Here is a 14261-nt window from a genome sequence, read left to right as displayed (position 1 = left end):
ATCTAAATTATGCAAAAGAAAATTACCACACTTTTTACCGATATCGGTGGTGTTTTGTTAACCAACGGCTGGGACAGGCATGCAAGGGGAGAAGCTTCAGTACTTTTTAACCTCGATTCAGTTGATCTTGAAGAACGCCATCACCTTACCTTCGATACTTATGAGGTAGGTAAACTAACCCTTGATGAATATCTGGAACGTATTGTTTTCTTCGAAGAACGGAGTTTTACCTATGATGATTTTAAAGAATTTATGTTCAAAAAATCACTTCCTTATCCGGAAATGATTCAGTTGATCTGCGATTTAAAAAAGAAATATAACCTCAAGGTAGCCGTCATCAGTAACGAAGGCCGTGAACTAAACCAATATCGCATCAATACCTTCAGGCTGAATGAGTTTGTCGATTTCTTCGTGTCATCAAGCTTTGTGCATTTCCGTAAACCCGATGCCGATATTTTTAAGGTGGCCATCGATATTTCGCAGAGCGACGTAGAAACGAGCTTATACATCGACGATCGTATGCTTTTTGTACAGGTTGCCGAAGGTCTAGGCTTAAGGGGCATCCACCATACCGATTACGAAGATACCAAAGTACAACTGGCAGCTTACGGCTTAGAGATTTAATCAATAGCATCTAGCGTTGACAACTTTCTGGGCAGCCTTGCCTGTAAGTTGTTAACTCTGGGTGAAAATTTGAGTTTTTTTGAAAAGCAATGTAGGTAGGTCTTGCTAAAGCTTGCTCCTCCTGCCTTCGTCATCCTGAAGCATTCGTCATCCTGAATTTATTTCAGGATCTTTCATGTCAAACTGCTTGCTGGATATCTGTGTTTAATTTACCTTTCCTATGCGCTTCGACTCCACTCAGCGTGACAATAGACTGGTTTTCCGTGATTTCCGTGCCTCAGTGGCAAAAAAACGGCAAAAAAAAAGCCACTCTTACGAATGGCTCTATGTTATTCAAAGTCTCCTTTAGGGGATTTAGGGGCTTAAACGTTAAACCTGAAGTGCATAATGTCGCCATCTTCCACTACATAGGTTTTTCCTTCTACACCTAATTTACCAGCATCTTTACAGGCGTTTTCAGAACCTAAGGTTACGAAATCGTTGTATTTGATCACCTCCGCACGGATAAATCCTTTTTCGAAATCGGTGTGGATAACGCCGGCAGCCTGTGGCGCTGTAAACCCTTTGGTAATCGTCCAGGCCCTAACTTCTTGCACACCAGCGGTGAAATAAGTGTACAGATTTAATAATTTATAAGCAGCACGGATCAATTTATTCACGCCCGATTCGGTTAAGCCTAAATCAGCTAAAAATTCCTGACGCTCTTCGTAGCTATCCAGTTCCGCAATTTCTGATTCAATTTTAGCAGAGATCACTAAAACTTCTGCATTTTCATCCGCAACGTTGGCTTTAACTAAATCGACGTATTTATTGCCGTTAATTACCGATGCTTCATCAACATTACAAACATACATCACCGGTTTTTGCGTAAGCAGGCCTAAATCTTCAATAAAATCAAAATCTTCCTGAGCCAATGGTGCCGTACGGATCGATTTACCACTTTCTAAATGAGATTTAACTACCGTTAAAATTTCATAAGTACGTTTAGCATCTTTATCACCACCTGTTTTAGCCATTTTTTCAACTTTTTGAATGCGTTTATCAACGGTATCCAAATCTTTAAGCTGTAGCTCAGTATCAATAATTTCCCGATCGCGGATCGGATCAACAGAACCATCCACATGGATTACATTTCCGTCATCAAAACAACGTAAAACGTGAATGATGGCGTTGGTCGCACGAATATTTCCTAAAAACTGGTTTCCTAAGCCTTCACCTTTCGATGCCCCTTTTACCAAACCCGCAATATCTACAATCTCAATAGTATTCGGTTGTACTTTGTTTGGTTTAACCAGCTCAGCCAGTTTGGTTAATCGATCATCAGGTACTGTAATTACGCCAACGTTGGGCTCAATAGTACAAAAGGGAAAGTTTGCAGCCTGCGCTTTTGCATTTGATAAACAGTTAAAAAGAGTCGATTTTCCAACATTTGGTAAACCAACTATACCACATTGTAATGCCATTATTTATTAGTCTTTAAGTCTTTAGTCCACAGTCTTTAGTCGGTAATCATCATCCAGCTTACATTTTCCATCTCCCGTCCCGCTAAAATCCGCGCAAAGATAAGCTTTTAAAACCTTTATTTAAACCCTTGCTATTGTATCAAATCTATATTTTATCTAAGTTTAGCCCAAAATAGATAGAGATAAATGGAAGATTTTGAAAATGAAGTGCCCCAGGAAGTGAAATTGGTCGTTACCGAAGAAATGCGGAGCTACCTTTACGATATGAGTAAATGGGCAAGATTTTTATCCGTAGTCGGTTTTGTTATCTCGGCATTTTTAACTTTAAGTTCATTTGGAATAGGAGCAGCAATAACGGCAAATCCTGCAATGCTTAATCAGTTAGGACCCCTGGCCAGTATCGGGGCAACTGGAATTACTATATTTTACCTGCTGTTGGCCTTACTCTTTTTTTATCCAAGTTTGCTGTTGTTACGTTTTTCAGCTAAGGGCAAACAAGGTGTGTTGTTTGGCGATCAGGAAAACTTAAACGATGCCATTGCAAATGTTAAATCACTTTTTAAATTTTGGGGCGTACTTACCATTGTATTTTTAGTGAGTTATTTTCTACTCATCCTTGCCGTAGCCGTTAGCACTGTAGGTATCAAATAAAAAGGCATATAAGTAAAAAAGCCTCCTGATTTTAAAATTGGGAGGCTTTTTTTTATTGAAATTATAATTACTTAAAAAGTAAAATCGTCGCTTGCTTTAGTGCTATGTTCTCCATTTTCAGAATATTCATAACGTTTTTCAACCACATCCTGGTGAGTTTTGATGTAATCAACAGTTTCATTTAGTCCTTCTGCAAATTTTTCGAAATCTTCTTTGTATAAAAAGATTTTATGTTTTACAAACACACCGTCTTCTAATCTTTTCTTACTTTCGGTAACTGTTAAATAATAATCACCCGATCTAGTAGCCTTCACGTCGAAGAAATAAGTTCTCTTACCTGCTCTTACTTTCTTTGAAAAAACTTCTTCTCTTTCCTTGTTGTCGAATTCTCCCATGGTTGGTATTGATGTTGGTTTTTGGTTTCGGTAAATATAAAGCAAATATTTAAAGTTCAAAATACAATTTTATCACAATTTAAATAGTTCGGGTTTCCTCCTCCAAAAGTTGGTGGTTATAAAGCTCGGTATAGCTGCCATTTAAACTAAGTAATTCATTGTGTGTGCCTTGTTCAATGATTTTGCCGTTATCCAGCACTAAAATCTTATCTGCATTTTTAATGGTCGAAATCCTGTGGGCAATTAAAATACTTGTTTTTCCGGCCATAATTTTACCCAGGTTTTGCAGTATTTCCTCCTCTGTTTTCGTGTCAACCGCCGAAAGACAATCATCAAATATTAAAATCTTAGGCGATTTAATCAATGCCCTTGCAATAGAAACGCGTTGTTTTTGCCCGCCTGAGAGGGTTATTCCTCGCTCACCCAGCATGGTTTCGAATTTTTCTTCGAAGTCGATAATATTGGTATAAACCGAGGCATTTTTTGCAGCCATATGCACTTCCTCATCGGTAACCTGGTCTAAACCAAAGGCAATATTGTTTTTTATCGTATCCGAAAAGAGGAAAACCTCTTGCGGTACAAAACCAATTTGCTCACGATAATCTTTTAGATTTAAGGCCTTAATGTTCTTTCCATCAATATCAATGGCGCCATTTTCTACATCATACATCCGCATAATCAGATTCGCCAATGTCGATTTCCCGGAGCCTGTTTTTCCGATAATGGCTACAAATTCGCCGCTATTAATCTCAAAACTCACGTCTTTTAAAGCTTCAATGCCGGTATCCGGATAGGTAAAACTCACCTGGTCGAACTTGATTTTACCCGTGAGCTCAATTTCTGCACTTTCTTTTGACTGGATATCGGATGGGATATCTAAAAACTCATTTATCCGTTTTTGCGATGCAGCAGCCCGCTGGATTAAAGAAGTAACCCAGCCCAGCATGGTTACCGGAAAGGTTAACTGGTTAATGTAAATGATAAATTCGGCAATATTCCCTGCCGTAATACTGCCATTCATGACCTGGATACCACCAATATATATCGTTAAAATGGTACTCAGGCCAATTAATAAAAGCATGGTTGGGTAAAATAGTGCCGATACTTTAACCAGGCTCATCGAATCTTTTTTATAATCGTTGCTCTGGATGGAGAACATGTCTCGCGTATAATCTTCACGAACATAGGATTTAATGATCCTGATGCCCGAAAAACGCTCCTGAACAAAACTCGATAGATCTGATAAACGTTCCTGTATCTTCCCGCTTTTTTTAAAGATCAGCGTGTTTACATAATAGATAATCACCACCAGAAAGGGAAGGGGCAACAGGCAATAAATGGCCAGTTTGGCATTTACATCAAACATCGACCAGATAATAAGTACCGATAAAACAAAAGTGTTAATCGTGTACATAATCGCCGGACCAACATACATCCTTACCCGGTTAACATCTTCTGTAGCACGGTTCATTAAATCGCCGGTATTATTCCGGCGGTAAAAGCCTAAGCTCAGCTCCTGATAATGCTGGTAGATATCGTTTTTCATATCAAACTCTATATGCCGCGACATTAAAATAATGGTTTGGCGCATAAAGAACAGAAACAGCCCCCGCAATAAATAAAGTGCAATAACCAGCAAGCCAAAAAATAAAAGATTGCTGCTAAAAATGTCGTAAATAATGGCTTGTCGATCGAAGCCATAAAAAAGATTAAATATCTGAATGTTTTCGGTAATCAGATCAACGGCATAACCAATCACCTGGGCAGGCACTACGCCAAAAATATTAGAAATCACCACGAAAATACTTCCGGGTATAATCCACCATTTGTATTTAAGAAAGTATTTGTTTAATCGGCTTAAATGTTTCATTCCATACAAACTTAGCTAATTTTGTTATTTCATAATGCATATTTATCTGTTCGGGCCTAAGCTTTAAAAATTAATGACACTTGAGGATGTAAAATGGATGATGTAAAGTAGCTAGATTAATGAAAGCCCTAAACCATATCGCTAAAGTGTTCTCAGGCGACTTAGGTGGTCAATATTATTTTGAAAAGCAAGGTTTGGTGCTTTTTGGGTAGATCAGCCCTGCTATCCATTTCAAGCCGATGAAGAATCGGGCTTTACATTCCTATCAGGTTTATTTTACATGAGATTGTGGCTCTTGGTTCAGTAAAATCTGTTGTCAGTTTTAGTCATGGAAACTGAAAAGCATGGAATGTTTACCTCATCACCTCATTCTCATGCTTTGGTTCGTGCCCCACGAACCAAACATTAGTGAATTTAACCACGTTTTTTTTATGATTTACCTTAACCTATAACGTTTTAATAATCTCATAGGCTTATTAAATTTATCCAGAACCGAATTAATTTTGTTATAGTTTAGTTAAATAGGTGTAATAATGGTTTTTTATTTTAATTTTGCAGCAGGTTAGCCGAACGTTCAATATGCCAGCAAATTCTCCGTCAGATTTTTCAATTTTAGATCAATTAAGTGCCTATGGCCATAAAAAATTGGTTTTTTGCAACGATCCAGATACAGGTTTAAAAGCAATTATTGCTATACACGATACCACATTGGGTCCTGCTTTAGGCGGAACACGCATGTGGAGTTATAGCACCGAAGGCGAAGCTTTAGAAGATGCACTGCGTTTATCGCGGGGAATGACTTACAAAGCAGCCATAACAGGATTGAACCTGGGTGGTGGCAAAGGTGTAATCATTGGCGATTCCAGAAAAGATAAAACAGAAACTTTAATGCGTAGCTACGGTAGGTTTATTAAGAACCTGAATGGCGAATTCATTACGGCAGAAGAAATGGGTACCAATACACGCGATATGGAATATATCCGTATGGAAACCAATTATGTTACTGGTGTTCCCGAGTCAATCGGTGGTGCCGGCAATCCGGCTCCTTTTACTGCACAAGGTGTGTATTTAGGCATTAAAGCCAGTGTTAAGGAAGTTTTCGGTACCGATATGCTAGCCGGGAGAACCATTGTAGTTCAAGGCATCGGAAATGTTGGTGAGCACCTGGTTGCACTGTTAAGAAAAGAAAACGCCGAAGTTTTGATTAGCGATATTAACCAGGAACAACTCACTTACGTTGCCCGGAAATATAAAGCAAAACCGATCGAAGCCGATAAAATTTTTACAACTGATGCCGATGTTTATGCGCCGTGTGCCATGGGTGCTACGGTGAATAACAAAACCATCGAAAAAATGAAGTTTGCTATTATTGCAGGCTCAGCAAACAATCAGTTAAAAGATGAAGTTTTAGATAGCGAATTGCTGTTGAAGAAAGGGATTTTATTTGCACCGGATTATTTAATTAATGCCGGCGGATTGATTTCCTGCTATTCGGAGTTAACAGGTTTTGGTAAAAAACGTACTGTACAGCTTACCGAGAATATTTACGATGCTACACGCAGTGTAATTAAGTTAAGCAAAACCGAAAATATATCAACAAATATTGCAGCCAACCGCATTGCCGAGAAACGCATTGCAGATGTTAAAAAAATTAAATCGTCATATTAAATCATAATTATTAAAACAGGTTTTAAAAAACCACACTCGTTCTTACATTCATGTTAAACAGAAGGCACTTAAGAATCAAAGCTTTGCAAAATATTTTTGCTTGGCACATGGCAGACAAAAAAGACATTAAAGGTGATTTGAAAACTTTAATGCAGAGCATCGATAGCGTGTACGAAATGTACATCTGGATGTTATCTTTAATGGTAGAAGTTACCGAATTTACTGCTAACGACGCTGCAGAGCGCGCAAATAAGTTTATTAAAACAGCAGAGGATATTAATCCTAACATGAAATTGCTACACAATAAGTTTAGCGTTTTAATGCAGCAGAACCCTGAGTACGTATCTGCAGTTAAAAAATACAAAGTGGACTGGGGTTTCGATCCGGAAATCCGTAAAACAGTTTACAACTCGTTAAAAGCATCAAAAGAATATGCCGATTATCTGGCCGATCCAAACGAAAGTTTAGAATCATCAAAAGATATCATCAAATATATTTTCAGGAAAATCATCTTAAAAAACCAGGCCATTTTGCAGGTTTTTGAAGAGAAATTTATCAACTGGCAGGTAGATCACGAAGTGATGAAAGGTATGGTCGCTAAAACCTTGAAAAACTTTACATCCGAAGATCCATTCAAAAATAAATTGACTGAAATTAGTGCGGATTGGGTAGAAGACAGCAAATTTGTTCAGGATCTTTTTGTACATACTTTGCAAAATGATGCAAAATATCAGGAAATGATTGCCGATAGAACCAAAAACTGGGAATCGGAACGTATTGCACTAATGGATACCATTTTGATGAAAATGGCCATTTGCGAATTGTTAAACTTTCCATCTATTCCGGTTAAAGTAACCATCAACGAATATTTAGAGTTATCAAAAGATTACAGTACACCGAAGAGTAATTCATTTATTAACGGTATTTTAGACAAAATTTTAGGCGATCTTAAGAAAAACAATACCATTAAAAAGATTGGCCGCGGATTAATCGAAGATTAAAAATGAAAAGAACATTTATCCTGGCTATTGCTGCACTTTCATTTGCAGCATGTCGCAATGCAAATAATCAAACTACCGAAACTGCAAAAGCTGTTTCGGTTGGCAACGATACATCAAAAACAGCTAAAGTTGCCCCTGCTGATGCCCCTGTTATTGTTTTCGAACGCGATATTTTCGATTTCGGTAAAATAACCCAGGGTGAAAAAGTTAAGCACGATTTTAAACTTAAAAATACAGGTAAAAGTCCGCTTATTGTTTCAAATGCAACCGCAACTTGTGGCTGTACCATTCCGCAGGTACCAGGCGAACCAATTTTACCAGGTAAAGAAGGGGTGATTAGCGTAGTTTTTAATAGCGAAGGTAAAATGGGCATGCAAGATAAGGTAGTCACCGTAACATCAAATGCAAATCCAACGATAACCACTGTTCATTTGGTAGGAGAGGTACTTGCTAAAAAATAAATTGGTCGATCATCTGTTAAACATGGATGACCAACTATTCACAAAAAAACAAATAAATAAGAAATGACATCAACAGTAATATTACAGGCAGCAGCAGGTGGTAGTAACATGCTAACTACAATTGTACCAATGGTACTCATCATGGTAGTTTTCTACTTTTTTATGATCCGCCCGCAAGTTAAAAAAGCTAAAGACCATAAAAAATTGGTTGAAGAATTAAAAAAAGGTGATAAAATTGTAACTACCGCAGGTATTCACGGTCGTATCGCCGATATGAACGAAACTACTTTTTTAATTGAGGTTGAAGGTGGTGTAAAGATCCGTTTCGATAAATCGGCAGTTTCTTTAGATGCAACCAAAGCAGTTGCAGCGCCTAAAGCTTAATAAATTAATAAAATTTAAGTGCAGTCCCGAAAACTTTCGGGACTGTTTTTGTTTTACTACATTTGATTAAATGCATTTTGGATAATATTTTTCCAGCTTACCGCTAACATTAATTTATTATGCCCTTCATTAGGTTAACGAAGATTGAAAAAAGACGTGTATTTAGCTTATTGGCTTGCTTGCTGCTGGCTATAGCTGCATGGCTTTTTATGGCATTAAACAACAAATATATTTATGTAGCGAAAACGGTTTTAGTTTTTAAAAATACACCTACCAAAAGAGCATTTTATCCCTTACAGTCTGATACAATAGATTTACAGGTAGAAGGAACAGGTTGGCAATTATTATTTGCCCGTTTAAGGATCAGTCCGCCTTCTGTTTCTGTTAATCTGAGCCAGCTCAATACCAAAGATTTTATCGTTTTTTCCGATCAGCTGTTTAATATCAACAGGCAGTTAGAAAGTACACAAAAGGTAATTTCTGTTAAACCCGACACCCTGTATTTCGATTTCACCAAGCGCGTAGTGAAAAAAGTGCCGGTAAAACTGGTTGATAAACTGAGTTTTGTAAAACAGTATGGCATTTCCAGCGAAATTGTCCTCAATCCTAAATATGTAAAGGTAGCCGGTCCCTTAGAAGAGCTTTCAAAAATAAAATTCTGGCCCACCGATACCCTTAAACAGGATAAAATACAGAGTAGCAGTACAACCAGAGTAGCTTTGCAGCATAGTATCCATAAAAATGTAAGCATTTATCCATCATCTGTAGAGGTTAAACTCCCTGTTGATGAATTTACTGAGAAAACGATTGAAGTACCATTAAAAATTACCAATAATAGAAGCTATAACAGCATTAAACTTTACCCAAAAAAGGTTAAGGTTTCGTTTTTAGTGGCATTAAGTAATTACGATCAGGTTGATGAGAGTTTTATTACGGCTACTATTGATGTTGATGAATGGCAAAATTTAAGGCATCATCAGTTTACAGTAAAAATAACCGAGTTTCCTGATTATTGTAAATTGGTGAGCGTCGTTCCTTCTAAAATAGATTTCATTGTAGAAAAATAATGTATAAAGTCGGTATTACAGGCGGTATAGGCAGTGGTAAAACCACGGCTTGCAAGGTTTTTGAAGTGTTGGGAATTCCGGTTTTTTATGCCGATACCGTTGCCAAAGCAATCATGTGCAAAGATGTTTTGTTGGTGGAGGGAGTTAAAGCTACTTTCGGAAAAGAAAGTTATCTCGACGATGGAAGGTTAAATAACAAACACATTGCTGATATCGTTTTTAACAATGAAGAAGAACTTGCAAAATTAAATGCACTGGTTCATCCTGCAGTTTTTAGGGCATTTGATGCCTGGGAAGAAACCATACCACCTAATACTCCATATACGCTTAAAGAAGCTGCTTTGCTTTTCGAAAGTGGTTCCTATAAGATGTGCGATACCACTATCCTGGTTACGGCCCCTTACGAAATTAAAATGAAGCGGGTAATGCAACGTGACGGGGTAACAGCCGGGCAGGTTAAAGCACGTATGGATAAACAGCTGAGCGACGAAGAAAAATCGAAAATGACCGATCATTTTATTATTAATGATGAGCAGCAATCCATAATCGAACAGGTTTTAGCTTTACATCAGGAATTTCTAAAGTCGGCCAAAGAATTTAAGAGCGGCAAGGCTTAATCAACTTAAATCATAACATCCTTAAATCCTTTCATCCTGATCATGATTTTAGAAGATTTCATTACCATTGCCCCAACAGGTTTGTACTGTGTTTACGGCGATTTTTACCTCGATCCACAACAGCCGGTTAAAGAAGCAGTGGTTTCACATGCCCATGGCGATCATGCTATTGGTGGCAGTCAGAATGTGTACTGTACGGCTGCTACAGCAACGTTTATGAAACACCGTTACCGCAAATTTGCAGCAGTTGATTTTTATACCAAAAATTATCATGAGCCGTTCAAAATAAAAGAGGTTACCATCACTTTTTATCCTGCCGGACATATTTTGGGCTCGGCACAGGTTTTAATGGAGTATAAGGGGATAAAATACCTCTATACCGGCGACTATAAGATTGAACCAGATAGTACCTGTGAACCTTTCGAATTCGTTGAAGCTGATGTATTGATTACGGAGAGTACCTTTGCCAATCCGGAAACCAAACATCCTTCACCAATAGACGAAATAAAAAAACTGAACGAAACCAAGGCGAATATTATGCTTGGTTCTTATGCTTTAGGTAAAAGCCAGCGGATAATCCAATTGCTCAATGAGCATTGCCCCACGAAGAACATAATGGTTCACCACAGTATTATGCCTTTTGTTAAAATCTATGAGGATTATGGTATGAAAGTAGGGAATTATAAAATGTACGATAGAAAGGTGATGAAAAATAATCAGGAACATCAGGTTTATATTGTACCACCCATGGTTTTTCACAGTTACCATAAGGCAATTAATGTCGTACGCGCCTTTGCCTCTGGATGGAAAAATCTGCAGCAACAAAACGGGATTTCACTTTATATTTCTGATCATGCTGATTGGGATGCGATTTTAGAAACAATAGAAAAAGTTAAACCAACTCAGGTATGGACTTTACATGGTGATGGTAAACAGCTTAAAGATTTTTTTAAAGACAAACTTGAAGTTAAAATACTCAATTAGTTGTGATAATTGGAGAGTGGCATTATATCGGCTGTTCGTTATACTGAACTTGTTTCAGGATCTTTAATCGATAATATATGAAAGAAGGCGAAGATTTTTACTTTAACGAAGATGGGTTAATGGTTTTTACCGAGGCCTACCATTTGAAGCGGGGTTATTGCTGTAAAAATAAATGTAAACACTGCCCCTGGGGTTATGGGAAGAAGAAAGAGAAGAAGTGATTCAGTTGGTAGTTGGCAATTTTCAGTTCACGTTTCTCAATTTTGTCTACAACTCATTTCTCCTTGCTAAAGCGAACATGTTCATAAATATCGGTTAGGGCTATATCAAAGCCCATCGAAACCAGACTTAGTACATCAGAAATCTCCTCGTGTTTATTGAGTATCCAGTTTTGCTCACCACTAGTATAATAAGCCTCTACCAACACAGATTCAGAATCGATCATAATATACTCTTGTAACGATGGAATATCTTTATACAGCTTAAATTTTTTGCCTCTATCGTAATTTTTGGTTGATGGAGATAGAATTTCGATGATTACAGTTGGTGAAATCGAGGTGTCTTCATCAAATTCACTATGCTTTAATCCATTACAATAGATGGAAATATCAGGGTAGGTGAATAATGTATTTTCGGGAATGCTCATTCGTTTATCACTTCCATAAGGTCTGCATGGCTTGCCTTTAAGTTTGTTTCCAATTTCAATAAAAACGTTGCTAAAAATCTCGTTATGATTATCACCAGCGCCAGACATGGCAAATATCTCACCCTGAAAATACTCATGTTTTACTGTTGATGCTTTTTCCATCTCCAGGTATTCCTCAATAGTATAATGCCTTTTTTGATAGGCTACAGCAGGTTCATTTACAATCTCATCCATAATCAATTTAGTGAATTTGCCCCAAAGGTTAATTGTTTTAATAGTTAATTGCAGTTGCGAATGGAATCAAATTGCAGTGTTAAAGGAAACATGGCTGTAAATATCACTTAAAGCTACATCAAACCCCATCGAAGCAAGTATTAACCTATCAGAAATCTCTTCATGTTTATTGAGTATCCAGTTTTGTTCATCATTCATATAATAAGCCTCTACCAACACAGATTCAGAATCGATCATAATATACTCTTGTAACGATGGAATATCTTTATACAGCTTGAATTTTTTGCCTCTATCGTAATTTTTGGTTGATGGAGATAGAATTTCAATGATTACAGTTGGTGAAATTGAGGTGTCTTCATCAAATTCACTATGCTTTAGCCCATTACAATAGATAGAAATATCAGGATAAGTGAATAACCCATTCTCGGGAATATTCATTCTCATATCACTTCCGAAAATGTAGCAAGACTTTCCTTTTAATTTACTGCCAACTGCTAGGAAAATATTGGTGAATATCCAGTTATGATTTTCACTGGCACCAGACATTGCAAATATCTCTCCCTGAAAATACTCATGTTTTACTGTCGATGCTTTTTCCATCTCCAGGTATTCCTCAATAGTATAATGCCTTTTTTGATAGGCTACAGCTGGTTCATTTACAATCTCATCCATAATCAATTTAGTGAATTTGCCCCAAAGGTTAATTGTTTTAATAGTTAATTGCATTTCGCATAGAATCAAATTGCAGTGTTAAAGGAAACATGGCTGTAAATATCACTTAAAGCTAAATCAAACCCCATCGAAGCAAGCCTTAGCCTATCAGAAAGCTCTTCATGTTTATTAAGTATCCAGTTTTGTTCATCACTAATATAATAAGCCTCTACCAACACAGATTCAGAATCGATCATAATATACTCTTGTAACGATGGAATATCTTTATACAGCTTAAATTTTTTGCTTCTATCGTAATTTTTGGTTGATGGAGATAGAATTTCGATGATTATGGTTGGTTGGAGTATAGTGTCTTTGTCTTCTGTTAAATGTTTAATTTCGTCACAATAGATAGAAATGTCTGGATAAGTAAATAAAGTGTTTTCCGGGATATTCATTCTCATACCACTTCCAAATGGTATGTATTTCGAACCTTTTAATTGTGAAAAAAGAAGCCCAAAAACATTTGAAAATATTAGATTATGGTTAAAAGCCGCACCAGACATGGCAAATATCTCACCCTGAAAATACTCATGTTTTACTGTCGATGCTTTTTCCATCTCCAGGTATTCCTCAATGGTATAATGCCTTTTTTGATAGGATACAGCAGGTTCATTTACAACATCATCCATATACGAATTTACAGATGTTTTATGTAAGGATAAATATTATAAACGATTAAGTGTTTAAAACGGGTATTGGTTGGTTAATCGGTTAACTGTTTAAATCGGTTAACTGCAAATTGGCAACTAAGAACTGCCAACTGAATTAATGTCCCGCAAAGAAACCAATCAATGCTACACCAATCCCCAATAAAACAGCAATCATCTTGCGGGTATTGATTTTATGATCGGCACTCGATTCGAATAAGATGGTGGTAGAAATATGTAGGAAAATACCGATTACAATGCCCATAATTTTATTGAAATAAGCATCAATGCCTCCAATAGTACCATTGCTTAAGCCAACACTTACATAAAAGCCCAGAGGCGCCATAATGGCAAACACAATCAGGTAAAATATAATGCTGCTTTTTTTGAAATGGTTCTGCATCAGTATACTGGCCAGTGCAAAAGCAGCCGGGATGTGGTGTAAAGAAATTCCGAAAATCAATTCGTTATGCTGTTCTTTTGCTAATGGCATTCCCTCTAAAAAAGCATGTAAACACAAACTGATCATAATCCCAAATGGAAAAACATGCCCGTCGTGATGTTTATGGATGTGGCCATGTTCTACACCTTCTGAAAATTGCTCCAGGAAAATTTGTAATAAGAAACCAATAAGGATAAAAACACCAATTTGCCATTTATCGGGGCCGCTGTAAGCATCAGGAATTAAATGTAAAACCGTAATGGCAAATAGATAGGCGCCACTAAAAGATAAAATTAGCTTAAGTAATTTAGACTTATCACTTTTCACCAAAAATATAGCGGTTCCACCTAAAAAGGCACAGAAAAAGAGTACACAGAGTTTCCAGATTTCCAT

17 protein-coding genes are annotated in these 14261 nt (G+C 37.1%); 10 read left to right on the top strand and 7 right to left on the bottom strand.

Features of this window, described 5'->3' with window-relative positions; translation table 11 throughout:
• Positions 1 to 9 precede the first annotated feature (9 nt).
• Complete coding sequence (locus tag AC07YT_RS05115) at positions 10 to 624, top strand: HAD hydrolase-like protein (protein WP_086547123.1); 615 nt, start codon at positions 10 to 12, stop codon at positions 622 to 624.
• A gap of 362 nt (positions 625 to 986) precedes the next feature.
• Here the strand turns inward: AC07YT_RS05115 and ychF are convergent, their stop codons facing one another.
• Positions 987 to 2087 (bottom strand): redox-regulated ATPase YchF, encoded by a 1101-nt coding sequence (gene ychF, locus AC07YT_RS05110; protein ID WP_086547122.1) that lies wholly within the window; start codon positions 2085 to 2087, stop codon positions 987 to 989.
• Positions 2088 to 2273: 186 nt separating this feature from the next.
• Here ychF and AC07YT_RS05105 point away from each other — a divergent pair, with 186 nt between their 5' ends.
• Positions 2274 to 2738 carry a hypothetical protein gene (locus tag AC07YT_RS05105; RefSeq protein WP_086547121.1) on the top strand — a complete coding sequence of 155 codons (465 nt, stop codon included), beginning with the start codon at positions 2274 to 2276 and terminating at the stop codon, positions 2736 to 2738.
• A gap of 71 nt (positions 2739 to 2809) precedes the next feature.
• Here AC07YT_RS05105 and AC07YT_RS05100 read toward each other — a convergent pair whose 3' ends face one another.
• Positions 2810 to 3133, bottom strand: coding sequence for a DUF3276 family protein (locus AC07YT_RS05100; protein WP_029275977.1), 324 nt, complete (start codon positions 3131 to 3133; stop codon positions 2810 to 2812).
• 79 nt (positions 3134 to 3212) lie between these two features.
• Entirely contained in the window at positions 3213 to 5003 is a 1791-nt protein-coding gene (locus AC07YT_RS05095; protein ID WP_086547120.1) for an ABC transporter ATP-binding protein, read from the bottom strand.
• Positions 5004 to 5582: 579 nt separating this feature from the next.
• Between AC07YT_RS05095 and AC07YT_RS05090 the strand changes: the two genes are divergently transcribed.
• The 8 genes from AC07YT_RS05090 to AC07YT_RS05055 all read left to right on the top strand — a co-directional run bounded on the left by AC07YT_RS05090 (position 5583) and on the right by AC07YT_RS05055 (position 11406).
• Positions 5583 to 6671 (top strand): Glu/Leu/Phe/Val family dehydrogenase, encoded by a 1089-nt coding sequence (locus tag AC07YT_RS05090; protein ID WP_086547119.1) that lies wholly within the window; start codon positions 5583 to 5585, stop codon positions 6669 to 6671.
• A gap of 50 nt (positions 6672 to 6721) precedes the next feature.
• The gene (gene nusB / locus AC07YT_RS05085) at positions 6722 to 7672 is read left to right on the top strand and encodes a transcription antitermination factor NusB (RefSeq protein WP_057933473.1); all 951 of its coding nucleotides are present in this window, start codon (positions 6722 to 6724) and stop codon (positions 7670 to 7672) included.
• A gap of 2 nt (positions 7673 to 7674) precedes the next feature.
• Positions 7675 to 8133 carry a DUF1573 domain-containing protein gene (locus tag AC07YT_RS05080; protein ID WP_086547118.1) on the top strand — a complete coding sequence of 153 codons (459 nt, stop codon included), beginning with the start codon at positions 7675 to 7677 and terminating at the stop codon, positions 8131 to 8133.
• 63 nt (positions 8134 to 8196) lie between these two features.
• Positions 8197 to 8517 carry a preprotein translocase subunit YajC gene (yajC, locus tag AC07YT_RS05075; protein ID WP_086547117.1) on the top strand — a complete coding sequence of 107 codons (321 nt, stop codon included), beginning with the start codon at positions 8197 to 8199 and terminating at the stop codon, positions 8515 to 8517.
• Positions 8518 to 8636: 119 nt separating this feature from the next.
• Positions 8637 to 9584 carry a YbbR-like domain-containing protein gene (locus tag AC07YT_RS05070; RefSeq protein WP_494945191.1) on the top strand — a complete coding sequence of 316 codons (948 nt, stop codon included), beginning with the start codon at positions 8637 to 8639 and terminating at the stop codon, positions 9582 to 9584.
• A complete protein-coding gene (coaE, locus tag AC07YT_RS05065) occupies positions 9584 to 10201 on the top strand; it encodes a dephospho-CoA kinase (protein ID WP_086547116.1) in 618 nt (205 codons plus the stop codon). Before AC07YT_RS05070 ends, coaE begins: the two co-directional genes overlap by 1 nt.
• Before the next feature lie 42 nt (positions 10202 to 10243).
• A complete protein-coding gene (locus AC07YT_RS05060) occupies positions 10244 to 11185 on the top strand; it encodes an exonuclease (protein WP_086547115.1) in 942 nt (313 codons plus the stop codon).
• Positions 11186 to 11262: 77 nt separating this feature from the next.
• Complete coding sequence (locus tag AC07YT_RS05055) at positions 11263 to 11406, top strand: C1orf53 family protein (RefSeq protein WP_162799929.1); 144 nt, start codon at positions 11263 to 11265, stop codon at positions 11404 to 11406.
• A 53-nt stretch (positions 11407 to 11459) separates the two neighbouring features.
• Here AC07YT_RS05055 and AC07YT_RS05050 read toward each other — a convergent pair whose 3' ends face one another.
• The 4 genes from AC07YT_RS05050 to AC07YT_RS05035 all read right to left on the bottom strand — a co-directional run bounded on the left by AC07YT_RS05050 (position 11460) and on the right by AC07YT_RS05035 (position 14261).
• Positions 11460 to 12065 (bottom strand): Uma2 family endonuclease, encoded by a 606-nt coding sequence (locus tag AC07YT_RS05050; RefSeq protein ID WP_086547114.1) that lies wholly within the window; start codon positions 12063 to 12065, stop codon positions 11460 to 11462.
• 66 nt (positions 12066 to 12131) lie between these two features.
• Positions 12132 to 12791, bottom strand: a complete 660-nt coding sequence (locus tag AC07YT_RS05045; protein WP_086547113.1) for a Uma2 family endonuclease — start codon at positions 12789 to 12791, stop codon at positions 12132 to 12134.
• A gap of 11 nt (positions 12792 to 12802) precedes the next feature.
• On the bottom strand, positions 12803 to 13408 hold the full coding sequence (locus AC07YT_RS05040) for a Uma2 family endonuclease (RefSeq protein WP_086547112.1): 606 nt from the start codon (positions 13406 to 13408) through the stop codon (positions 12803 to 12805).
• Between the two features lie 136 nt (positions 13409 to 13544).
• Positions 13545 to 14261, bottom strand: a complete 717-nt coding sequence (locus AC07YT_RS05035) for a ZIP family metal transporter (RefSeq protein ID WP_086547111.1) — start codon at positions 14259 to 14261, stop codon at positions 13545 to 13547.

This window comes from Pedobacter sp. GW460-11-11-14-TSB4, assembly GCF_059423705.1.
Note: the sequence above shows the minus strand (reverse complement) of the source record. Positions and strands in the feature narration are given on the sequence as shown.